Consider the following 22,509-nt stretch of genomic DNA (forward strand, 5'->3'; position numbering starts at 1 on the left):
AATAATATAAAAAGTAGATTAAAAATTACTTTTTAAGTAAGTAAAATAGTACGTATAAGGTTTATATTATTTAAAATGTATATGGAATAAATATTTTATATCTGAAAATGATTAGCAAAATCATACATTTTTGATTAAATACTTATTAATCGATGTGATAATACGGATAAGTCTTTTAAAATTAAATAGTTAAAAACAATTCAAAATTTGAAAAAATATTAAAAATATATTTTTTTAGATAAAAATTGATAGAATAAATTTAAATTTTATAACAATATATCATTAATGGAATAATATTTGATATATAATTAAAAATTGTATAATCAGTAATATTAAATTATGAAAAAAATTAAGACATTACTTGCATCCTTAGCTATTGTTGGAATGTTAGCCTCTACGACTATCTCATGTAAATCAGGACCAAAGGATCAAGATATTAAAACTCAAATTTCCAATATCTTACCGGAAAATATATCAATAGATGTTAATAAAGGCGTTGCGACACTTTCAGGAGAATTTAAAGATGATCAATCAAAGCAAGAAACTTTAAAAGCAATTAATGCTATACCAGGAGTTAAAAGTGTTGTTGACAATGCAACAGTTAAGTCTGTAGAAATATCAGCAGATGCTACACTAAGAACCAATGTAGATCAAGTATTAAAAAATTATCCAGGCGTGACAGCTACTATCAATGACGGAGTTGTTACCCTAACCGGAGAATTTAAAAAAACGGAATTGCCTAAGTTATTGCAAGCGGTAAATTCTCTAAAGCCAAAAAAAGTTGAAAATCAATTAACCTTAAAATAAGATCATGGCATTACAAGATAAATACGCAGATTTAATAAACCTTGCCAATTCATTAGGAACAAATGATTTAGCAGTAAGAGAACAAGATCAAGTCCTTTATATAGATGGAATAGTTTCAAATGGAGAAATTAAAGATCAACTTTGGGCAGAATATGATAAGATTGATCCAGATTTTAGATCCGGAGACTTAGTATTAAATATTAATGTTTCTCCTGATGCACCCTCTTCTGAGTATAAAGTAACTACTCAAAGTTCAAATTTAAATATTAGAAAAGGTCCGGGAACTGATCAACCCATATTGGGAAAAGCAGCCCATCATTCAATAGTTACTTTTTTAAGCAAATATAATGAGGAATGGTATTTGATACGTTCAGCAGAAGGAATTGAAGGCTATTGTAATACAGAATATTTAACAAAAGTTTAGAAAAACTAAAAATATTTTAAGAATTAAGGTTGCTTCAATAAAGGAGCAACCTTAATTTTTTTAAAACTAAAAATTTTTAAATTTGTTTATTAAAACTCATTAAAAAAATAAAGTATATGATAAAAGTATCTCCAGAAGCGGAAAAAAAAATAATAGAGTTAATGAAAGAAGATAACTTTGATCATTTGAAAGATTTTGTACGAGTAGGTGTAGAAAGTGGCGGTTGTTCAGGACTTTCTTATAAACTAACTTTCGATCATCAACAAAAACCAGAAGATAAGTTATTTGAAGATAAAGGAATTAAAATTTTAGTTGATAAAAAATCTTTTCTGTATTTGATAGGAACAACTTTAGAATATTCTGGAGGTTTAAATGGAAAAGGATTTGTTTTTAACAATCCCAATGCACAAAGAACCTGTGGATGCGGAGAAAGTTTCTCGGTATAAATTTTAATTTTTTTTTATACCCATTTTTGCTGTCTAAATATGAAACAAAAAGATAAGGTAGAATATTTAATAAAGGAATTGGGTAAATTATATCCCCATCCGGAACCTCCTTTAAATCATAAAGATATATTTACCTTATTAATTTCTGTTTTACTATCTGCTCAAACAACAGATAAAAAAGTAAATGAAGTAACACCAGAACTATTTAAAGTTGCTCCAGATGCATTTAAAATGGCACAAATCCCAGATTGGGAAATCAAAGAATATATTAGAGAAATTGGTCTATCAAATACCAAATCTAAAAACATATATAAGCTTTCAAATATTTTAGTTGAAAAATACAATGGTGAAGTTCCAGAAAGTTTTGAGGAATTAGAGTCATTGCCAGGAGTTGGTCATAAAACGGCCTCAGTAGTAATGAGTCAAGGGTTTGGTCATCCAGCTTTTCCTGTAGATACCCATATTCATCGATTAATGAAATTATGGAAATTCACTAAAGGTAAAAGCGTAGAGGAAACAGAAAAAGATGCTAAACGATTATTTCCCAAAAAATTATGGAACGACTTGCATTTACAAATCATTTATTATGGGAGAGAATATTCTCCAGCAAGAGGTTGGAGCTTAGAAAAAGATTATATAACAAAATATTTTATAGAAAATTAAATAATAAAAGATATGAAAAGTGTAACACTAATTTTTGGAACTTTATATGGACTAACCTCTGTAATTTTAGGAGCCTTTGGAGCTCATGCATTTAAAAAAATATTATCCCCTGATAAATTGGAAAGTTTTGAAACAGGAGTAAAATATCAAATGTATCATGCATTAGCATTACTTATAATAGGTTTATCTCTATCTTTTAGCACAAGTTTAGAAAAATGGGGAGCTTGGGGATTAATTATAGGAACATTTTTATTCTCTTTTAGTATTTATTTTTTATCATTTTCGGATTTCTGGAAAATGAATTTAAAATTTTTAGGCCCTATTACTCCGCTTGGAGGCTTTTTTATGATTTTAGGATGGGCATGTTTGTTACTATATTTTATTAAATGTAGATAAGTAACTTTTTAAAAAAGGCTTTATTTTAATTATAACAAACTCAGAAGATAGCATCAAGTAAAACTTAGAAGATTCCTTCTTCAACTCATTGGGATAAAAATTTTCATAAAGTCGAGGAAGGATATCACTTAAGTGTATACTTTTATGAAAATATTGATTTTCATAACAAGCAATATCTTGTTTATAAACAAAAGGAGCATAAATTCCAAAAGTTGGTTTTTGTAAAGCTTTTGTTATAGCTAAAAATCTACTATTATTACCAATAAAAAGAGTACAATTTTTCATTAGAGAAGCATATTCCCTAATGGATTTTCCAACAGGTTGCACAAATACTTTGGTATTAGAATTTAGCAAGGATAGAAGTTCATTCAATTCCTTATGTTGGTTAGGAAGATAATTCAATAACAAATCTGCTCTATAGTTACTCCATATAAAATCAATTAGTTTTGCCATGCTACCAATGGTCCATGTAGTATGCTTTTCAGTCCCAAAAATACCAAGCATTATGATAGGTCTTGTAAATTTTATTCCTGCATTCAACATAGTTGTTTTAGCCTCCAGAATTTCTTCTTGTGATAAAAATATTTTGGCTACAGGATCTATAGATATCGATTGGTCATTTAAAAATTGATCCAATACAGCTAAACGGTTTTCTAAGAGATTACAAGTTTGTGTGTTTAGCTTATTTACTTTAACTAAGCGATTAGTATAAAATTTATTAAGAATTGGAGTGTTATAACTTAATTTTTTTTGTGCTTTTGAAAAAAAAGTTAAAAAAATACTACTAAAGTTTTGTGATAAATCAATTAGAAAATCATAGCGCTCGCTTCGAACAAGCTTCATATACTTGTATAAAGATAAAACTGATTTAATGTGCTTATTATCAATGGCTATAATTCTATCTATAGATGGGTTTTTTTGAAGAACTCCCATATATTCTTTATTACATAAAAAATCTATTTTAATGTCTGGATAGATTTTTTTTAAATTATTAGGAATCACGCTGGAGATTAATACATCCCCAGCATGATTGTATTGTATTAGTAGTACTTTCACTTCAGATTATACAGAAACATTATTATCTCTTAAAGCATCATTTAAAGATGTTTTCTTATCAGTGCTTTCTTTTCTTTGTCCAATAATCAAAGCACAATTTACATTGTATTCACCTGCAGGGAATTTTTTTGTAATTGAGCCTGGAATTACTACCGAACGAGGAGGTACATAGCCTTTATATTCCACTGGTTTATCTCCAGAAACATCAATAATTTTAGTTGAAGCAGTTAATGTAACATTGGCTCCAATAACAGCCTCATTACCAACATGAACCCCTTCTACAATTATACATCGAGAGCCAATAAAACAATTATCTCCAATAATAACAGGAGCTGCTTGTAAAGGTTCCAAAACTCCTCCTATACCTACACCACCACTTAAATGCACGTTTTTACCTATTTGAGCACAACTTCCAACCGTTGCCCAAGTATCGACCATTGTACCCTCATCAACATAAGCCCCAATATTAACATACGAAGGCATTAGTATAACCCCACTAGAGATGTAAGCCCCTTTTCTTGCAACAGCATTAGGAACCACTCTAATTCCTTTAGATTCATAATCCTTCTTTAAAGGAATTTTGTCGTGATATTCAAAAATTCCAACTTCAATAGTTTGCATTTTCTGAATAGGGAAATATAAAACAACAGCCTTTTTTACCCATTCATTCACTTTCCATTCCCCATTTTCAAGCGGTTCAGCCACTCTTAATTCACCTGAATCTAACAATTCAATAACTTCAAGAATAGAATTCTTATTATTTTCCTCTGATAGTAATTCTCGGTTATCCCAAATACTTTCAATAGTATGTTGTAAGTTTTTCATCTTTCTAATTTTTATTAAATACAAATTTATGAAATTAAAAGAAAGTTCTTGAATTAAAAAAGAGGATTAAAATATTAATCCTCTTTTAAATTCAATTTATAAACATTATCTAGAAACCTTTATTTCTGATAAAATTTCGCCGGTTTTTGGGTTTTTAATACCATTAGCAGTAAAACCTCTGTCATCTTTAATAATTATATTTCTTAAATAACTGGTTTTAGCAGTTTGGAAAAAATTAATTTTTCTAAACGGTATACACAAACTAAAATTAAAATTATTGGAAGATATATTAGAGGGATTAATACTAATTTTTTTAGTTTCTAAAAAAGAACCATTATCTGCATAAACATCGTAAGACATTTCTAATTTTCCACTTAATTTTTTCCCATAAATAGGATATTTATAATCTAAAGAAGCATTAATACTAAACGAATTAAGTCCACTGCAAGGAAAGGTAGAAGCCTTACCCAATGATAAATTAGAAAATTCCATGGATTTATTAAAACTACCCAAATTCCAAAGTTCTTTATTTTCCTTAAACAATTCAGTGGTATAAGCAGTTACACCTAAAGTTTTAAAATAAAAAGTTGCAGAAGAATAGAAATTACCGTTTGATAAAAAATTAGAACTTTGAGTTGTGCTACCATTACCAATACTATAAGAATTTATTCCAAAAACAACATCTCCACTAACATCAAGAAGATTAGTGTCAAACAATTCAATTTTAGGAGTAATTGAAACTCTCATATCAGATGCAATCTCACCAATAATTTCTGTATCGTTGATTCCCTTAAATTGCATAGAATTTTCGTAAATGGGATGGCTGGTTTTTCCTGGAACGTTATTATAATAAGCAAAACCAATCTTCAAACTTCCAGATGTATTATAAGCTAAGAGCGACTTTTTTCCAAGATTTGCTTCAATTTCTGTAGGTATATTTATACTTTTAATACTTACTTTAGCAGGTAATTCCCCCAAAAATTCATTGGTAGGAATTTTAATATCAATACTAACTTTTTTAATCAATTCCAAAATATTATCAGGTATGTTATCTGCCAAATTATAAGCTACCTTTTTATTTATACCTCCTAAAAATGAAAAATAAGGACTAATATTTGAATTTAACACATAATAAACCTCTATTTGTTTAGGAAGTGGAAGATTTTTTTTAAAACTTAAAGACAGATGAACTGCTGATTTTACAGAGGTATTAGGATTCAAGGTAATTCCATCACGCGTAAACTCTTTTATAAAATCAAAATTAAAAAGAGAATAATTATGGTCAAAATCATTTATACTTTTTGCAGAAACTAAGGGAAGGGATTGTTGATCAGAAGTTGATTCCTTTATGTCCATTGAAAGATCCAAAGTACCATCTTCAAAAATATCCCCTAAATTAGCATTAACTGTTTCAATAGTAAATGAATTATTATTTTGAATTACTGAGGTAATCCTTTTAAAATAAGTATGATCCCCTGTCTGAATAAACAATACATTGCCAGAAATTAATTGATTACCAATTTCAGTTGAAATAACATCTAAACGAATGGTTCCAAGATTTAATTCTTCTGAAGAGCTAAGAATTTTTGCATTTTCAGAATTAATTTTAATCAAATTAGGATTTATTTCCAAGTTCTTTAGTGAATAATTAACCCCATCAATACTTCCTGTTCGATTAACTACTTTTCCTCTAGGTAAGTCGCTAGGAATTGAAACACTATCATTTAGATCATCCGAGCACGATGAATAAGTTATAAAGGAAATAAGAATTAATAATAAATAAATTTTTTTCATAAATTTTAATTGATTGTATTGTTGTTTAACATAAAATGATTAAGTACTCTAAATTTTTTAGAGTAAAAAACAAATTTATTAAATTATAATTTAGATAAAAAATTATTTTTCACTTAAAGACAATAATTATGATTATAAATAAATTGGTGTTATTTTTGTTCAACTAAAAAATTAAAATTTTTAAGGGATATGAAAATTGTTAAAATAGCATTATTATGTACCATAGGTGCTTTTGCAACGTCTTGTGTAAGTAAAAAACAATACGATCAAGCAAAAATTGATTACGCTTCATGTTTAGAAAGGAATGTTGATAAAGATAGAACAATCGCAACACTTCAAGAAAGAAATAAAGCCTTAGAAGAACAAATAAAATTGGTGAATAGACAAAACGATGCTTTACAGCAAAATTTAGCCGATTGTATGGTTACCGGTAAGTCTGGGAATGCAAATATTAATAAATTGATTGGTCAGATCAACGAATCAAATGCATACATTAAAAAACTAACAGAAGCCAGAGCTAAAAATGACTCTTTAAATTTAGTATTATCAAATAAATTAAAAAGATCATTGGATAATTTAAATGACAACGATGTAAATGTTCAAGTTCAAAAAGGAGTAGTATTTATTTCACTTTCTGATAATATGCTTTATAAGTCTGGAAGTTATGAAGTTCTTCCTAGTGCAGAAGTAGTTTTAGCTAAAGTAGCTAAAATAATTAACGATTATAAAGATTATGACGTTCAAGTACAAGGATTTGCAGATAATGACCAATTCAAAAGTTCCACTTCATGCATTAGAGATAATTGGGATTTGAGTGTAATGAGAGCAACATCCGTTGTAAAATTATTACAAACTAAATTTGATGTTGATCCAGCAAGAATGCTAGCAGGAGGCCATGGAGAGTATCAGCCAAAAGTTCCAAATGACTCCCCTACTAATAAGGCAATCAATAGAAGAACCGAAATTATTATATTGCCAAAATTAGATCAGTTTATGGATTTAATGAATCAAAAAATTGCTGATTAGTCAAATTTTATAATTAAAATATAACAACAAAAAAGCCTTCCATTCTAAGGCTTTTTTTTATTTTTGTACTTAATAAAAAAAGTAAAAATAGTTCAAGCATGGAGATAGTTGGTAAAATTAAATTAATATCAGAGATTCAAACTTTTGATAGTGGTTTTAGAAAAAGAGAAGTAGTTATTACTACAGAAGAGCAATATCCTCAGCATATTTTAGTAGAATTATTGGGAGATAGAGTCGATATAATTAATTCATTTTCTGTAGGTGAAGATGTAAAAATATCAATTAATTTAAGAGGAAGAGAATGGGTTAACCCACAAGGAGAAACGAAATATTTCAATAGCATTACAGGTTGGAGAGTGGAAAAGCTAATGACAACTCCATCCAACTATAATTCACCTGTACCACCTTCTTTTCAAAATACTGAAACACCTTCATCACCAACAGCTATGATTCAAGAAGATGAAGACGACGATTTGCCTTTTTAGATAGAATAAATATCTAAGAATTCAAATGTACAGTTAATGATTTTTTTAACAAATAAACTAGAATTTCCTGAGGTTTCAAATGCTAATTCAAATGGACTCTTAGCTATAGGAGGTGATTTATCTGCCGATAGATTGTTGTTAGCTTATAAATCTGGAATTTTTCCATGGTATAACAAGGATGAGATCATTCAATGGTGGTCTCCAGATCCTAGATTTGTATTATTTCCAAATAAGTTAAAAATATCTAAATCAACAAAAAAATTATTAAAACAAGAATATTTTCAATTTACCGAAAATAAATGCTTTAAAAAAGTAGTTAATCATTGTGCTTCAGCCAGTAGAAAGGGGCAATCAGGAACATGGATTACTAATGAAATAATTGATGCATACGTTATACTCAATCAAAAAGGTTTAGCAAAGAGTTTTGAAGTTTGGAGAGAAAATTTATTAGTAGGAGGATTTTACGGAGTTGATTTAGGCGATATATTTTGCGGAGAGAGTATGTTTTCCATCGTAAGCAATGCTTCCAAATGCGGATTTACTAATTTTGTAAACAAATATGCAAATAAATATAAGTTTATAGATTGTCAAGTCTATAGCTCCTACTTAGAACAGCTAGGAGCAATGGAAATCCCTAGAAATAAGTTTATCAATTATCTAAATTCTGAAACAATTAAAAATTTGCATTTCACGCAATAAATAACTAGTTTTGTTTGCTTAAAATACGTCTAAGTATTATGTCAAAAGAAAAATATGAAACTAAGGAGATCTTAGATACTCTTAATAGCACTGCAAGTAAAAGTGAAAAATTCTTACAGAAATATGCTAAACCCATTGGAATTTTCTTTGGAGTTTTAATTTTAGCAATTTTAGGCTATGTAATATATGATAATTATGTAGTTGTTCCTAAAAATGTAGAAGCCGCAGATTTAATGGTTAACGCCGAAAACTTATATGACGAAGGGAAAACTAAAGAAGCTTTGGGTGGTGGATCTAGTGGGATTTTAGGTTTTTCAGATATAGCGGAAGATTTTAGTAATACAAAATCCGGAAAATTAGCAAATTTATACGCAGGTTCCATTGAGTTTAAAAAAGGAAATTATCAACAAGCTTTAGATTTATTTCTAAAATTTGACTCTCAAGATAAAGATTTAAAAGCCGTAAAATACGGGGCAATAGCAGATTCTTATGTAGAGCTTAAGAATACAGACGATGCAATTAAATTTATGGAAAAAGCAGCCAATGAAAGTAGCACTCCTGCTACAGCTTATCATTTTGGGAAAAAGGCTGGTTTACTGGCAATGTCATTAAATCTAAATGAGAAAGCTTTAGGGTTTTTTCAATCTATACACGATAAATACCCAGATGTTGATCAATCCGGAGAAATTGAAGCTTATATTGAAAGATTAAAATATGCAACGGGGAAACAGTAAATATTATTAATAACAGTAAAAAGGGAAGAATTCATTTAATTCTTCCCTTTTTTAGTGTTCTTAAAATAAAAATAAAGTCTACTTAAATTTATTATATTTGTAATTATTACATTCAATAAAATAAGAACTGCAAAAACCTAAAAATGAATTTACACGAATATCAAGGCAAAGAAATATTATCATCGTTCGGAGTTAGAGTGCAAAGAGGAATCGTAGCCACAACGGCAGATGAAGCTTTTAAAGCAGCTCAAGAAATGACAGATAAAACAGGAACCAATTGGTGGGTAGTGAAAGCGCAAATCCATGCAGGAGGAAGAGGTAAAGGAGGAGGCGTTAAATTGGCTAAATCTTTAGACGAGGTTAAAGAAAAAGCTTCTGAGATTATAGGTATGAATTTAATAACCCCCCAAACTTCTAAAGAGGGAAAAAAAGTTCATCAAGTATTTATAGCGGAAGATATGTATTATCCAGGAGAAACCGAAGTAGAAGAATTCTATATGTCCGTTTTATTGGATAGAGGAAAAGGAAAAAATATAATTGTATATTCTACAGAAGGAGGAATGGATATTGAAACAGTAGCTGAAAAAACTCCCGAAAGGATATTTACGGAAGAAATAGATCCAGCCGTAGGGTTGCAAAGTTTTCAAGCTAGAAAAATAGCCTTTAATTTAGGTTTATCCGGAGCGGCGTTTAAAGATATGGTGAAGTTTGTGGATTCTTTATATAAAGCATATATAGAAAGTGATGCTACCTTATTTGAAATTAATCCCGTTTTAAAAACTTCAGATAATAAGATAGCAGCCGTAGATGCTAAAGTTAGTATAGACGATAATTCTCTGTTCAGACATCCGGATTATTTAAAATTAAGAGATGTTAGAGAGGAAGATCCAACTGAAGTTGAAGCTGGAGAAGCAGGTCTAAATTTTGTTAAATTAGATGGAAATGTGGGTTGTATGGTTAATGGAGCAGGATTGGCTATGGCAACTATGGATATAATCAAGCTTTCTGGAGGTAATCCTGCAAACTTTTTAGATGTAGGTGGTACCGCAGATGCTGAAAGGGTTGAAAAAGCTTTTAGAATTATTTTAAAAGATGAATCTGTAAAAGCTATTTTAGTAAATATTTTTGGAGGGATTGTAAGATGTGATAGAGTAGCCCAAGGAATATTAGATGCTTATAAAAATATGGGAGATAGTATAAAAGTTCCTATAATAGTACGTTTGCAAGGAACTAATGCAGAAATTGCAAAAAAAATGATTGATGATAGTGGACTGAAAGTATTTTCAGCCATTACTTTAGAAGATGCGGCTAATGAAGTTACCAAAGCTTTAGCATAAATATAAAATTCTTAGATATAGAATTTATTACAATAATTTTTGAATTAAAATTTTAAATTAAATAAAAAATGAGTTTTGTTGCAAAACTCATTTTTTTAGTCTTAAAAACTTATATTTGAATTAATTCTTATAATTTTGGGTTTTATACGCATTTTCACAATTTAATTTATTAAAAAAGACTTTATAAATTGTCAATTATAGAATTGATTAAATGATAGAATTAAAAAATATAACAAAAATATTTCAAGAGAAATCACAAAGACATGTTGCACTTTCAGAAGTTTCACTTACCGTTAAAAAAGGAGAAATTGTTGGAGTAATAGGTGAATCTGGAGCTGGGAAAAGTACTTTGATTCGTTGTGTTAATTTATTGGAAAGACCCACCTCTGGAGAGGTATGGGTAGACGGTAAAAATTTAATGTTATTAAATTCTTCTCAGCTAATTGAAGCTAGAACAAATATAGGTATGATTTTTCAAAATTTTAATTTGTTATCATCACGAACCGTATTTGAAAATATAGCTTTTCCATTAGAATTAAGGAAAACTCCTAACTCTGAAATAAAAAAGAGAGTTCAAGAGTTGGTGGATTTGATTGGACTAACCGACAAAATACACAATTATCCCGCAAGCCTTTCAGGAGGACAAAAGCAAAGAGTAGCTATAGCTAGAACTTTAGCGACCAATCCACAGGTATTACTTTCAGATGAAGCTACCAGCGCTTTAGATCCAACAACTACCCAATCTATTTTAGCATTATTAAAAGATATAAATAAGGAATTAGGAATTACCATACTCCTTATTACGCATGAAATGGAAGTAGTGAAAGAAATTTGCGATCAAATAGCCGTGATTAATGAAGGCAAACTAATAGAAAAAGGCAGTGTTTCAGAAATTTTTTCACATCCAAAAACGGAACTCACTCAACGTTTTATTTCTTCCTCTCTTCGTATTGATATCCCTATTGATTATCAAAAGAGATTGGTTTTAGAGCCACAATTGAATAAGCATCCTCTATTGAAACTTCAAATTACGGGAAATTCCGTAGATGAACCCATACTTTCAGAAATTGCAAGAAAATTTAATATAAACAGCAATATTATAAGCGCGCAAATGGATTATGCCGGAGGAATAAAATTTGGAGTTATGCTTACAGAATTTATAGGCGATGCTGAACAAGAATTACTAGCTATGGAATATTTAAAAAACAAAAATATAAAAGTTACACTTTTAGGATATGTATGATATAATAATTAAACTAGCAGAAGGTACTTGGGAAACCATAGTTATGACTTTTGTTTCAGGCTTTTTTGGCTTTCTTTTAGGGTTACCCTTGGGAATATTGTTATTTATTACAAGAAAAGGGCAAATCAAAGAAAATTTAGTTTTTAACCAAATCATTTCCATTTTAGTTAATATTTTCAGAGCAATTCCATTTATCATATTAATTGTTTGGATGATTCCATTCACACGTATGATTGTAGGTACTTCCATAGGAGTATCAGCAGCGCTAGTACCCTTAAGTGTAGGAGCAGCTCCATTTATCGCCCGAATGGTTGAAAATAGTTTATTGGAAGTACCTCAAGGATTGATTGAAGCTTCTAAGTCCATGGGGGCCAATTCCTTGCAGATAATAAAAAAAGTATTATTGCCAGAAGCATTGCCTTCGCTCATAAATTCAGCATCTATAATACTAATTACCTTAGTCGGATATTCAGCTATGGGAGGAGCCGTAGGTGCAGGAGGTTTAGGGAAAATAGGTTATCAAGACGGGTATGTGAATAAAGATACAACCATTATGAATTTTGTATTAATTTTATTAGTTTTACTAGTATTTATAATACAATTTGTAGGAGATTATCTTTCTAAAAAAGTAGATCATAGATAGAATTAAACATAAAAACATAGAAAATGAAAAGATTAACAATATTAGCTTTGTTAAGTGTAGCAGTATTAGCAATTTCTTGTAAAACAGAAAAAAAGAATAATCCTAATTTTATTAAAGTAGGTGTAGAATCAGGTCCAGAATTTGTAGTTGCCCAAGCAGCCCAAAAGGTAGCAAAAGATAAGTATGGATTGGAAGTAGAGTTGGTAGAATTTAATGACTATATAGTACCTAATACAGCTCTTAACGATGGAGATATAGATGCAAATGCCATTCAACACAAACCATTCTTAGACAATATAATAGAGCAAAGAAAATATAATTTAGTTCCTGTTGGAAATACTTTTATTTATCCTTTGGCAGGATATTCCAAAAAAATAAAATCCTTAAATGAATTGAAAGACGGCAGTACAATTGCAATTCCTAATGATGCTACGAACAGAGGGCGAGCTTTACTTTTATTGCAAAAGCAAGGATTGATTAAATTAAAGGATGAAAATGCATTAACTTCTGGAATTTCAGATATTGTATCAAATCCAAAAAAATTAAAAATTTTAGATATTGATGGACCACAACTTCCAACAGTATTAGATGATAAAGAAGTAGCGATAGCTGTAATTAACAATACATTCGCAGGTAAAGCTGGATTAACATTAGAGGATGGCATTTTTGTGGAAGATAAAAATTCTCCTTATATGAACATCATTGTTTCAAGAGAAGATAATAAAGATGCAGAAAATGTTAAAAAATTCGTTCAAGCATACCAATCCGATGAAGTAGAAGAAACAGCAAAAAAAGAATTTAAAGGAGGAGCTATAAAAGGTTGGTAAGATTTCGCTAAGCGAATTCATAAAATGAAATTTTTTTTAAAGTGGGTTAAGCGAATAATAATAGGGTTTTTTGTAAGCTCTATTATTGTAGTAATTGTATACAAATGGATACCGGTACCATTTACTGAACTTATGATTGAAAGGTATATTTTTAATGCAAGTTCAATTAAAAAAAAGTGGGTACCAATTGAAAAAATATCTAATACAATTCAACTTGCAGTGGTTTCAAGTGAAGATCAAAACTTTATAAAGCATAACGGATTTGATTTTGAGGAAATAAAAAAAATTTTAGAAAAAGAAGGAGAACCTAAAAGAGGAGGAAGTACCATTAGTCAGCAAACGGCAAAAAACGTTTTTCTTTGGAACGGAAGAAATTTTATAAGAAAAGGGTTAGAAGCATATTTTACATGTCTTATTGAATTTATATGGGGAAAGGAAAGAATTATGGAAGTATATCTAAACGTTGCAGAGTTTGGAGAGGGTGTATATGGAGTTGAAGAAGCTTCCCAAAAATATTTTCATAAATCGGCAAAAAACTTAACTAAGTCAGAAGCAGCGACCTTGGCAGCGTTATTGCCTAATCCTAGAAGGTATGGGAAAAATATAAATGGTAATTACATCCAGAAAAGAAAAAAATGGATACTTAGACAAATGGCTAATCTTGGAGGAGAATTAAAATATACACAGAATTAAAAGGGAACTTAAAAGAATGATCAAATATTCAATTATATTTTGTTTGATAGCGCAATGGTGTTTTGCTCAAAACGCTGTTGAAAAAATCTACAATCCATCAGTAAATGGAATACAAATATTTAATTATCAAACCAATGATGAAACTCCCTTTTTTAAAATGGGGGATACTTTTCAACTTTCCTTTGATATGTTAGATCAAAATTATCAGACCTTATATTATTCTATTAAGCATTACGATAGAAATTGGGAAGATGATAATCTTTTTGAATCTGAATATATTATTGGTTATCCAATGTCTCAGATCTATAATTATAAATCATCATTCAATACACAACAAAATTATACCCATTATTCCATAGAGTTTCCCAATACTGATATGCAACCTAAAATCTCGGGGAATTATTTAATCACCGTTTATGATCAAAATCAAAAACCGATATTTAGTAAAAAAATAGCCTTTTATGAAACGCAAGTTACAGTAGGGGTAAATTACGAAAGATATATTTCCTCCAGCAACCAAGAATACAATCAACGAGTAATGGCTGAGGTTTTGGTCAATAATACCTCTAATATAATGGTCAATCAATTTTCATTAACCTTATTACAAAACAATAATTGGAATACGGCTATAACCAATATAAAACCTCAATTTACCAGTGCAAATACATTTACATTCACTCAATTAGATAATACTTTTATAGGAGGGAATCAATTTTACAGTTTTGATACAAAAAACATCTCTGTACCAGGTTATGGGGTTTACCAAGTAAACAGACAAGCAAATTTTTATGAAACATTGTTGTACCCAGTAATTCCATATCCAACAGATTATGTATATAAGCCTGATGTTTATGGCGCTTATTATTTTAGAAGGTTTGATTTGAATCAAGAAAGAAATGCAACTTACGAAGGAGATTATACCCCTGTTACCTTTTCGGTTAATTTAACCAATCCTCTGGAAAACAAAGATTTATATGTGGTAGGAATGTTTAACAATTACCAACTTACAGATTCCAATAAAATGGAATATGATGAAGAAGAAGGATATTATGCCAAAACAATACTCTTAAAACAAGGCTACTATAACTACACGATTGCAACAGTAGATAGAAATACGCAAAAAATGGATTTAGGAGAAATTCCCGGTTCATTTTGGCAAACCATGAACTTATACCAAGGGCTGGCATACTACACACCTTTCGGTGGAACCTATGATGCACTTATAGGTTACGGGGAATTGAGAATGACACAATAAGAATAAATATTAACAAAAGAACCTCAAATAACATTAGGTTTTATACTTTTGCTATAAACAATTAAAAATTAGAATAAAATTATGTATCCAATTATTAAAGACATACACCATTATGTAGGAATGGCCACTTTAGTATTTATATTTTTACTTACAGTAGTCGCTTTTATTTATTACATACAAGGAAGGGTAATCTCTGGACAAGTAAGAAAAGTTTCAACATTAGCTTTAATCCTAACACATACACAAGTATTAATAGGAATTGTCCTTTTAATTACTTATTTTAGCACATCACAAGTTTCTTTTGATATGAAAAATGCATTCCTTAGAAGAAACTACATGGAACATCCATTAACTATGATTATCGTAGCAATATTGATAACCATTGTAAACACTAAAATTAAAAAAATAAACGATATGAAATTTTGGATGGTTTTAGTGTTAGCTATATCGTTGGCTTTAGTTATAGGAATGATTCCTAGAGCATTTTGGAATACTTTATTTATTTAGAAAATCTTTATAAAATATATAGAATGAAAATCGCAATTGTTGGAGTAAGCGGAGCTGTAGGACAAGAGCTACTCAAAGTTTTAGACCAAAGAAATTTTCCTTTAACAGATTTAGTACTTTTCGGATCAAAGAGAAGTGCAGGACAAACCTATGCCTTTAAAGGGAAAGAATATAAGGTTAATGAACTACAACATAACGACGATTTCAAAGATGTGGATATTGCTTTAGTTTCAGCGGGTGGAGGAACTTCATTGGATTATGCAGAAACTATCACCAAGCATGGAGCAATAATGATTGATAATTCTTCTGCTTTTAGAATGGATGATCAAGTGCCTTTGGTGGTTCCAGAAGTTAATGCAGAAGATGCATTAAATACACCTAAAAATATAATAGCAAACCCCAATTGTACAACCATACAAATGGTGGTATCTTTAAAACCCATTGAAAAATTATCTCATATAAAAAGAGTGCATGTGTCTTCTTACCAATCAGCCTCAGGCGCTGGCGCATCTGCAATGGCAGAATTGGAGCAACAAATAAAAGAAGTTGCCGAAGGCAAATCAGTGAATGTTGAAAAATTTGCCTATCAATTAGCGTTAAATTTGATTCCTCAAATTGATGTATTTACTGAGAATGGTTATACAAAAGAAGAAATGAAGATGTATAATGAAACACAAAAAATTATGCATTCAGACATAGAAGTTTCTGCCACTTGTGTAAGAGTTCCTGTTATGAGAGCTCATTCAGAAAGCATATGGGTAGAAACAGAAAAAGAATTGACAGTAGAAGAAGTTCGAGAGGCATTTCAAAATTTTGAAGGAGTTATCGTTCAAGATAACCCTGAGGAAAAACAATATCCTATGCCGTTATTTCTATCAGGGAGAGATGAGGTTTTTGTAGGTAGAATAAGAAAAGATCTTTCAAATCCTAAAGGAATTGCTTTTTGGAGTGTAAGTGATCAAATAAGAAAAGGTGCAGCGCTAAATGCTGTTCAAATTGCAGAATATCTTATCAAAAATAAAAAGTAATTAATAGAATTATAGATTAATAAAGGGAGCTTTTATAAGCTCCCTTTATTTGTTACATAATTCTTTTAAAAAAGATATTATATGAAAGTAATATCTTTGGCTTATAAATAAAATCGAATTAAATTTATTTAATAGTACATAAAGAAGATGAGTTCATTAAAAAGTTTAAACCCCTACTTTTATAAACATAAAAAATTATTAATAATTGGTATCATATTTATTATTTTAGCCAATATTCTGACCATATACCCAATTAAGTTTGTAGGAAAAGCTGTAAATATAATTGCTGAAACCATTTCCAGTCCCAAAAATTTAGATAAAAATGAACTCTATAGGCAGTTGATTGTATATGGGTCAATAATAATTCTAGCACCAATTCTTACAGGCATTATGAGGTTTTACATGAGGCAAACGATTATTGTTGCTTCAAGAAGAATAGAATTCGATTTAAAAAACAATATTTATAAACATTATCAAACACTATCATACACCTTTTTAAAAAATTCTAAGGTTGGAGATTTGATGAATAGAATTAGTGAAGATGTTGTCAATGTTAGGCAATACTTAGGACCTGGGGTTATGTATAGTATAAATACATTAATACTGCTTATAATAATATTGGGATGTATGTTAGTCACAGATCCTATTATGACCCTATATGCATTTATTCCCTTACCCTTTCTCTCCTATTTTGTTTATAACCAGAGCATAGTAATCAACAAAAAAACCAAAAAATCACAAGAAAAACAGTCGGAATTATCCTCATTTGTGCAAGATTCCTTTTCAGGAATAAGAGTGATTAAGTCATTTACAAAAGAAAAATTTATCATTTCTCAATATGTTAAAAAATCTATGGATTACAAAGGAAAATCTATATCGTTATCAACAACAGAGGCTTTTTTTTCTCCAATAATGGTTTTTATGATAGGTTTAAGTAATGTATTTATACTTTACATAGGAGGACAAAGATATATCCATGGAAAAATAGATGTAGGGACCATAACAGATTTTTTTCTTTACCTTAATATACTTATTTGGCCCTTTACAGCATTAGGATGGGTTACTTCAATTATACGAAGAGCAGAAGCATCAATGGAAAGAATTAATGATTTTATGAAGGTAAAACAGGAAATAAAGAATATAAATCATGATAATTATAGTATAAAAGGGGATATTACTTTTGAGAATGTAAGTTACACATATCCAAATACAGGAATAAAAGCCTTAGATGCTGTATCGTTCCATATATATGCTGGCGAAACTATAGTCATAATGGGAAAATCAGGTTCAGGAAAAACAACAGTTGCCTTGCTACTACTTCGTTTAATTGAACCCGATTCTGGAAATATTTATTTAGATGGTAAATTGTTGAAAGATCACAATCTAGAATTAATTCGTTCAAAATTTGGATATGTACCCCAAGAAAATTTTTTATTTTCCGATACTATATTTAACAACATTTCTTATGGAATTCAAAATGCAACACAACAAATTGTCGAAACCTATGCAAAAAAAGCAGAAATACATTCTAATATTTTGAAATTTAAAAACCAATACCAAACACATATAGGGGAAAGAGGAGTTACTCTTTCAGGAGGTCAAAAACAAAGAATTTCTATTGCTAGAGCTTTAATTAAAGATCCTATAATTTATGTATTTGATGATAGTCTCTCAGCCGTTGATACTGAAACGGAGTCAAAAATTTTAATAAATATATCGAAAGAAATAAAAGTAAAAACGACTATAATTATTTCGCATAGAATATCAACAACAAAATATTCGGATAAAATAATAGTTTTAGAAAAAGGTGAAATAAACCAAATAGGTTCACATTACGAGCTAATATCTAAACCTGGATATTATTTAGAAATCATAAATCAATCTAAATAGTTATACCTAAAAAAGAATTATATTTATTCAGGTATTTTTTATACTTTTGCTCTGTTTAAGAGGTAAATAAAGACCATTTATTAAAGTAAAAGAAAAATATAAATTATGATGAATGACTTTGAAAATGTAGAGAAGAAAGAAAACGAAATTTTCTCTAAAGTATTAAGAGCAGGAAAAAGAACTTATTTTTTTGATGTAAGAGAAACAAAAGCGGGTGATTATTATTTAACAATTACAGAAAGTAAAAAAAATGTTTCAGAGGAAGGTTCTTTAGGATTTAAAAAATTTAAAATCTATTTATATAAAGAAGATTTTAAAAACTTTAAAGATATTTTAGAAGAAACTACCTCTTTTATTATTAAAGAAACAGGTGAAAAGGTTATTTCGGAAAGACATAGGGATGATTTCAATCTGTTAACAGAGGATGACAATAATAAACATAATGTAAACAATAAAAATATTTCTAATTATACCAATATAAGTTTTGAAGATATTTAATCTTAGGAATATTTAACTTAAAAAAAAGGATATTAACATGGTTAATATCCTTTTTTTTAAGTTAAAAAAATGTTAATGAAAAATTTAAAATAGTAATAAACGTTAAATTTTTAACAAAAAAGTTAAATTATACAGCTAAAATAGAAGTACTTACATATTTTTGGGTACTTGCAAAAAATAATAAACTTTTCTTAGTTAAAAATGAAGTCATTTATAAAAATATTTTTAGTTTCTATTACAATCACTCTATCAACTACTTCATGTGTTTCAAGTTATGTAGCTAGAAATGATGGATATCTTACTACAGAAGCTCTATTAGCACATAGGACTAACTATTCCAAATCAAGCATAGAAGCAGAATCCAAAAATTTTAACGAGAATTCATCAGCTGTATTTGAAGAAGAAACGAGTGAAAAATCTTATTCTCAAGAAGCATATAAATTAATAGGAGAAGCGAAAACTTATTTAGGAACTCCTTATAGATATGGGGGTACTACAAGAAGCGGAATTGATTGTTCATCGTTTGTTCAACATGCTTTTAATGCTCTAAATATATCATTACCTAGAACTTCTATATTACAATCCAATGAAGGTAAAATTGTAAAAAAAGATCAACTTAAAAAAGGAGATTTAATATTTTTTGCACAAAGTCCAAAAAGTCGAATATCTCATGTAGGAATTGTAGAAAGAGTAGAGCCAGATGGAGAAATATATTTTATTCATGCATCATCTTCAAAAGGAGTTACCATATCGTCATTAGAGGGTGAATATTGGAAAAAAAGATATAGAACCGCCAAAAGAATTTTAGAATCAAACAATAATTTAGATAATATAGAAACTCAAAACATTCATAGCGATTTAGCAAAAGTTTCTTCTTAAAATTTTACAAAGGGGTGCTATTTTCAATAAAATGGCTGAGATTATACCCAATGAACCTGAGCAAGTAATGTTGCTAAGGGAAAAAAATAAAATCTCAAATCAAAAATTTGAGATTTTTTTATGTAATCTTATACATCCCCCTTTCTTTTTTATAAAATTAATAATATGAAAAAAAGGGATTACTTATTTATCATGTCCTGTCTAACAGGATTTATTTGTATTCAATCACAAGAAAAACAAGATTCAATTACAAATCTTTCTAATGTTGTTATCCTAGGGAAAGTACCTATTAGTAAAGAGCAAGTAAAAAAAGATCAAATAGAGAAAAAGAATTTAGGTCAAGATGTACCCTATCTTTTAAAAAATAACCTATCTGTCGTATCCTCTTCAGATACAGGGAATGGTGTGGGATATACAAATATGAGAATACGAGGGAATGATCAAACTCGAATTAATCTAACCTTGAACGGTGTACCTGTAAATAATGCAGAATCTCAAGGGCCTTTTTGGATAAATATGCCAGATTTAGCCTCATCAATGTCCAGTATTACTATACAAAGAGGAGTAGGAACTACCACTGAAGGTGTTGGCTCATTTGGTGCCAGTATAAATGTTAAAACACAAGAACCATCCAATAGTCCCTATTTTCAAACAGACCAATCCATAGGATCCTTCAATACTCATAAACATACTTTTGGAATAGGCACAGGATATTTGTTAAATGATCAGTTAAAAATAGATGCAAGAGTTTCATTTATAAAATCAGATGGATATGTAGATAGAGCCTATTCAGATCTTTTTTCATATTACACGCATGCAGTTTTCAAAAAAAATAAAACTCGTATTGGTGCATTAGTTTTTGGTGGAAAAGAACAAACCTATCAAGCATGGAACGGTATAGATGAAGAAACTTTAAAGAAGAGAAGAACATTTAATACATCGGGTGCAATATATGGCTCAAACGGAGAAATTGTAAGATTTTATGACAATCAAATTGATCATTATTTACAAAATCATTATCATCTTTATCTAGATCAAGAAATTAATTCCATTTGGCAGTTAAAATCAACTATATTTTATACAAAAGGTAAAGGGTACTTTGAAGAATACGGTCAAAATTCAAAACTAAATGATTATAAACTAGCGCCAATCAATATCAATGGGATTACAATAAACGAAACAGATTTAATAAGACAGCAATGGTTAAATAATGATTTTTATGGGATAGTTAATAGCTTGCTAGGATTCTATAAACGTTGGACCATTGAACTAGGCTTAGGAGCCAATGTTTATCAAGGTCAGCACTACGGAAAAGTTATATGGGCACAAAATTTTTCAGATCAGATCAATGGACATGAATATTATAGAAATAAAGCCAAAAAAGAAGATTTATCAACATATGCAAAAGCTATATATAAGCTAAATAAAAAATGGGAATTTTTTGGAGATATTCAATATAGATTTATTAATTATGAAGGTCATGATTTTCAAGGAGGAGAAAGTTTATATAAAAATGGAGGGGAATTAAATTTTGATAAAAATTATAATTTTCTCAATCCTAAAGTTGGAACTACTTATAAATTAGAAAAAGGTGATATTTACTTTACCTATGGAATTGCACAGAGAGAACCTACTAGAGATGATATATTAAATAATAAAGACATCAAAAATGAATTAATGCACAATGTAGAAGTAGGTTTAAGGAAAAATACCTTACCCTTTTCCTATACAGTTAACTGGTACGGCATGTATTATTTAAATCAATTAGTATTAAGCGGAGTCGTTAACGATGTTGGAAGTTTTATAAGAGAGAATAGCGGTAAAAGTTATAGAACAGGAATTGAGCTATCAGCCTCATATTTAGTAAATACAAAATTATTGTTTTCAGCCAATTCTACAGTTAGCATAAATAAGAATATTAACTACAAAAAAGAAGAAGGGTTATATACTGTAGACTTAGGCAATACAGATCTAGCGTTTTCTCCAAATTATATTGGAAATTTAATTATTGAATGGAAACCCATAAAAAATCTATCTGCAACACTTTCCAATCAATACGTTAGTAGCCAATACCTAACCAACGAAAATCAAAAAAATGCAAAACTAGATGGATATTTCACCTCAGATATTGTAATACAATATAGTCCTACCCTACCCAAACTTAAAGACTTTAGTTTAAAACTTGCCTTAAATAATATATTTAATGCAACTTATATCAATAATGGATATTATTATGATAATGTAGCCTATTATTATCCACAAGCAGGATTTAATATTTTAACAGGGATCAGCCTACGGTTATAATATGAAAAAATGTAAAAGTTTATATAGCTTATAATTCCTATTTTTGCAAC

General features: G+C 29.3%; 24 protein-coding genes. 21 read left to right on the forward strand and 3 right to left on the reverse strand.

The features are described from left to right. Positions 1–339 precede the first annotated feature (339 nt). The 5 genes from ETU10_RS02775 to ETU10_RS02795 all read left to right on the forward strand — a co-directional run bounded on the left by ETU10_RS02775 (position 340) and on the right by ETU10_RS02795 (position 2,736). Entirely contained in the window at positions 340–807 is a 468-nt protein-coding gene (locus ETU10_RS02775) for a BON domain-containing protein (RefSeq protein WP_146309717.1), read from the forward strand. A 4-nt stretch (positions 808–811) separates the two neighbouring features. Then, on the forward strand, positions 812–1,231 hold the full coding sequence (locus tag ETU10_RS02780) for an SH3 domain-containing protein (protein WP_146261658.1): 420 nt from the start codon (positions 812–814) through the stop codon (positions 1,229–1,231). A 116-nt stretch (positions 1,232–1,347) separates the two neighbouring features. Next, entirely contained in the window at positions 1,348–1,677 is a 330-nt protein-coding gene (locus tag ETU10_RS02785; protein ID WP_146261659.1) for a HesB/IscA family protein, read from the forward strand. A gap of 39 nt (positions 1,678–1,716) precedes the next feature. Then, entirely contained in the window at positions 1,717–2,340 is a 624-nt protein-coding gene (gene nth / locus ETU10_RS02790) for an endonuclease III (protein WP_146261660.1), read from the forward strand. A 12-nt stretch (positions 2,341–2,352) separates the two neighbouring features. Then, the gene (locus ETU10_RS02795) at positions 2,353–2,736 is read left to right on the forward strand and encodes a DUF423 domain-containing protein (RefSeq protein ID WP_146261661.1); all 384 of its coding nucleotides are present in this window, start codon (positions 2,353–2,355) and stop codon (positions 2,734–2,736) included. Here the strand turns inward: ETU10_RS02795 and ETU10_RS02800 are convergent. The 3 genes from ETU10_RS02800 to ETU10_RS02810 all read right to left on the reverse strand — a co-directional run bounded on the left by ETU10_RS02800 (position 2,713) and on the right by ETU10_RS02810 (position 6,411). Beyond that, positions 2,713–3,792, reverse strand: a complete 1,080-nt coding sequence (locus ETU10_RS02800; RefSeq protein WP_146309719.1) for a glycosyltransferase family 9 protein — start codon at positions 3,790–3,792, stop codon at positions 2,713–2,715. The genes ETU10_RS02795 and ETU10_RS02800 overlap by 24 nt on opposite strands. Positions 3,793–3,798: 6 nt before the next feature. Next, complete coding sequence (locus tag ETU10_RS02805; protein ID WP_146291939.1) at positions 3,799–4,617, reverse strand: 2,3,4,5-tetrahydropyridine-2,6-dicarboxylate N-succinyltransferase; 819 nt, start codon at positions 4,615–4,617, stop codon at positions 3,799–3,801. A gap of 105 nt (positions 4,618–4,722) precedes the next feature. Further along, on the reverse strand, positions 4,723–6,411 hold the full coding sequence (locus ETU10_RS02810; RefSeq protein WP_146309721.1) for a hypothetical protein: 1,689 nt from the start codon (positions 6,409–6,411) through the stop codon (positions 4,723–4,725). Between the two features lie 189 nt (positions 6,412–6,600). Between ETU10_RS02810 and ETU10_RS02815 the strand changes: the two genes are divergently transcribed. The 16 genes from ETU10_RS02815 (at position 6,601) to ETU10_RS02890 (ending at position 22,459) form a co-directional block, all read left to right on the forward strand. After that, complete coding sequence (locus ETU10_RS02815) at positions 6,601–7,437, forward strand: OmpA/MotB family protein (RefSeq protein ID WP_146291943.1); 837 nt, start codon at positions 6,601–6,603, stop codon at positions 7,435–7,437. A 98-nt stretch (positions 7,438–7,535) separates the two neighbouring features. After that, positions 7,536–7,922 (forward strand): DUF3127 domain-containing protein, encoded by a 387-nt coding sequence (locus ETU10_RS02820; protein WP_146291945.1) that lies wholly within the window; start codon positions 7,536–7,538, stop codon positions 7,920–7,922. Positions 7,923–7,958: 36 nt separating this feature from the next. Next, on the forward strand, positions 7,959–8,621 hold the full coding sequence (gene aat / locus ETU10_RS02825) for a leucyl/phenylalanyl-tRNA--protein transferase (RefSeq protein ID WP_146309723.1): 663 nt from the start codon (positions 7,959–7,961) through the stop codon (positions 8,619–8,621). Positions 8,622–8,659: 38 nt separating this feature from the next. Then, positions 8,660–9,355 carry a tetratricopeptide repeat protein gene (locus ETU10_RS02830; protein WP_146309725.1) on the forward strand — a complete coding sequence of 232 codons (696 nt, stop codon included), beginning with the start codon at positions 8,660–8,662 and terminating at the stop codon, positions 9,353–9,355. A gap of 143 nt (positions 9,356–9,498) precedes the next feature. Further along, positions 9,499–10,692, forward strand: a complete 1,194-nt coding sequence (gene sucC / locus ETU10_RS02835; protein ID WP_146261669.1) for an ADP-forming succinate--CoA ligase subunit beta — start codon at positions 9,499–9,501, stop codon at positions 10,690–10,692. A gap of 211 nt (positions 10,693–10,903) precedes the next feature. Further along, on the forward strand, positions 10,904–11,935 hold the full coding sequence (gene metN / locus ETU10_RS02840; RefSeq protein WP_146309727.1) for a methionine ABC transporter ATP-binding protein MetN: 1,032 nt from the start codon (positions 10,904–10,906) through the stop codon (positions 11,933–11,935). Further along, positions 11,928–12,578 (forward strand): methionine ABC transporter permease MetI, encoded by a 651-nt coding sequence (gene metI, locus ETU10_RS02845; protein ID WP_146261671.1) that lies wholly within the window; start codon positions 11,928–11,930, stop codon positions 12,576–12,578. The genes metN and metI overlap by 8 nt, the downstream gene beginning before the upstream one ends. 23 nt (positions 12,579–12,601) lie before the next feature. Next, positions 12,602–13,405 carry a methionine ABC transporter substrate-binding lipoprotein MetQ gene (metQ, locus tag ETU10_RS02850; RefSeq protein WP_146291955.1) on the forward strand — a complete coding sequence of 268 codons (804 nt, stop codon included), beginning with the start codon at positions 12,602–12,604 and terminating at the stop codon, positions 13,403–13,405. A 24-nt stretch (positions 13,406–13,429) separates the two neighbouring features. Beyond that, complete coding sequence (gene mtgA / locus ETU10_RS02855; protein ID WP_146309729.1) at positions 13,430–14,098, forward strand: monofunctional biosynthetic peptidoglycan transglycosylase; 669 nt, start codon at positions 13,430–13,432, stop codon at positions 14,096–14,098. 16 nt (positions 14,099–14,114) lie between these two features. Further along, entirely contained in the window at positions 14,115–15,353 is a 1,239-nt protein-coding gene (locus tag ETU10_RS02860) for a type IX secretion system plug protein (protein ID WP_146309732.1), read from the forward strand. A gap of 81 nt (positions 15,354–15,434) precedes the next feature. After that, positions 15,435–15,860, forward strand: coding sequence for a hypothetical protein (locus ETU10_RS02865; protein WP_146261675.1), 426 nt, complete (start codon positions 15,435–15,437; stop codon positions 15,858–15,860). Between the two features lie 23 nt (positions 15,861–15,883). After that, positions 15,884–16,888 (forward strand): aspartate-semialdehyde dehydrogenase, encoded by a 1,005-nt coding sequence (locus ETU10_RS02870; protein ID WP_146309734.1) that lies wholly within the window; start codon positions 15,884–15,886, stop codon positions 16,886–16,888. Between the two features lie 147 nt (positions 16,889–17,035). After that, complete coding sequence (locus ETU10_RS02875; RefSeq protein ID WP_146309736.1) at positions 17,036–18,778, forward strand: ABC transporter ATP-binding protein; 1,743 nt, start codon at positions 17,036–17,038, stop codon at positions 18,776–18,778. A gap of 108 nt (positions 18,779–18,886) precedes the next feature. Then, the gene (locus ETU10_RS02880) at positions 18,887–19,276 is read left to right on the forward strand and encodes a DUF3276 family protein (RefSeq protein WP_146261700.1); all 390 of its coding nucleotides are present in this window, start codon (positions 18,887–18,889) and stop codon (positions 19,274–19,276) included. Positions 19,277–19,477: 201 nt separating this feature from the next. Further along, positions 19,478–20,155, forward strand: a complete 678-nt coding sequence (locus tag ETU10_RS02885) for a C40 family peptidase (RefSeq protein WP_146261678.1) — start codon at positions 19,478–19,480, stop codon at positions 20,153–20,155. A 165-nt stretch (positions 20,156–20,320) separates the two neighbouring features. Continuing rightward, entirely contained in the window at positions 20,321–22,459 is a 2,139-nt protein-coding gene (locus ETU10_RS02890) for a TonB-dependent receptor (RefSeq protein WP_146309738.1), read from the forward strand. Positions 22,460–22,509 lie beyond the last annotated feature (50 nt).

Source organism: Apibacter muscae (assembly GCF_007845595.1).
Taxonomy (GTDB): domain Bacteria; phylum Bacteroidota; class Bacteroidia; order Flavobacteriales; family Weeksellaceae; genus Apibacter; species Apibacter muscae.

What these genes read in the sequence shown, in the direction of transcription:
- ETU10_RS02775 (WP_146309717.1), top strand. Translation starts at nt 340, where the DNA reads ATGAAAAAAATTAAGACATTACTTGCATCCTTAGCTATTGTTGGAATG.
- ETU10_RS02780 (WP_146261658.1), top strand. Translation starts at nt 812, where the DNA reads ATGGCATTACAAGATAAATACGCAGATTTAATAAACCTTGCCAATTCA.
- ETU10_RS02785 (WP_146261659.1), top strand. Translation starts at nt 1,348, where the DNA reads ATGATAAAAGTATCTCCAGAAGCGGAAAAAAAAATAATAGAGTTAATG.
- nth (WP_146261660.1), top strand. Translation starts at nt 1,717, where the DNA reads ATGAAACAAAAAGATAAGGTAGAATATTTAATAAAGGAATTGGGTAAA.
- ETU10_RS02795 (WP_146261661.1), top strand. Translation starts at nt 2,353, where the DNA reads ATGAAAAGTGTAACACTAATTTTTGGAACTTTATATGGACTAACCTCT.
- ETU10_RS02805 (WP_146291939.1), bottom strand. Translation starts at nt 4,617, where the DNA reads ATGAAAAACTTACAACATACTATTGAAAGTATTTGGGATAACCGAGAA.
- ETU10_RS02810 (WP_146309721.1), bottom strand. Translation starts at nt 6,411, where the DNA reads ATGAAAAAAATTTATTTATTATTAATTCTTATTTCCTTTATAACTTAT.
- ETU10_RS02815 (WP_146291943.1), top strand. Translation starts at nt 6,601, where the DNA reads ATGAAAATTGTTAAAATAGCATTATTATGTACCATAGGTGCTTTTGCA.
- ETU10_RS02820 (WP_146291945.1), top strand. Translation starts at nt 7,536, where the DNA reads ATGGAGATAGTTGGTAAAATTAAATTAATATCAGAGATTCAAACTTTT.
- aat (WP_146309723.1), top strand. Translation starts at nt 7,959, where the DNA reads ATGATTTTTTTAACAAATAAACTAGAATTTCCTGAGGTTTCAAATGCT.
- ETU10_RS02830 (WP_146309725.1), top strand. Translation starts at nt 8,660, where the DNA reads ATGTCAAAAGAAAAATATGAAACTAAGGAGATCTTAGATACTCTTAAT.
- sucC (WP_146261669.1), top strand. Translation starts at nt 9,499, where the DNA reads ATGAATTTACACGAATATCAAGGCAAAGAAATATTATCATCGTTCGGA.
- metN (WP_146309727.1), top strand. Translation starts at nt 10,904, where the DNA reads ATGATAGAATTAAAAAATATAACAAAAATATTTCAAGAGAAATCACAA.
- metI (WP_146261671.1), top strand. Translation starts at nt 11,928, where the DNA reads ATGTATGATATAATAATTAAACTAGCAGAAGGTACTTGGGAAACCATA.
- metQ (WP_146291955.1), top strand. Translation starts at nt 12,602, where the DNA reads ATGAAAAGATTAACAATATTAGCTTTGTTAAGTGTAGCAGTATTAGCA.
- mtgA (WP_146309729.1), top strand. Translation starts at nt 13,430, where the DNA reads ATGAAATTTTTTTTAAAGTGGGTTAAGCGAATAATAATAGGGTTTTTT.
- ETU10_RS02860 (WP_146309732.1), top strand. Translation starts at nt 14,115, where the DNA reads ATGATCAAATATTCAATTATATTTTGTTTGATAGCGCAATGGTGTTTT.
- ETU10_RS02865 (WP_146261675.1), top strand. Translation starts at nt 15,435, where the DNA reads ATGTATCCAATTATTAAAGACATACACCATTATGTAGGAATGGCCACT.
- ETU10_RS02870 (WP_146309734.1), top strand. Translation starts at nt 15,884, where the DNA reads ATGAAAATCGCAATTGTTGGAGTAAGCGGAGCTGTAGGACAAGAGCTA.
- ETU10_RS02875 (WP_146309736.1), top strand. Translation starts at nt 17,036, where the DNA reads ATGAGTTCATTAAAAAGTTTAAACCCCTACTTTTATAAACATAAAAAA.
- ETU10_RS02880 (WP_146261700.1), top strand. Translation starts at nt 18,887, where the DNA reads ATGAATGACTTTGAAAATGTAGAGAAGAAAGAAAACGAAATTTTCTCT.
- ETU10_RS02885 (WP_146261678.1), top strand. Translation starts at nt 19,478, where the DNA reads ATGAAGTCATTTATAAAAATATTTTTAGTTTCTATTACAATCACTCTA.
- ETU10_RS02890 (WP_146309738.1), top strand. Translation starts at nt 20,321, where the DNA reads ATGAAAAAAAGGGATTACTTATTTATCATGTCCTGTCTAACAGGATTT.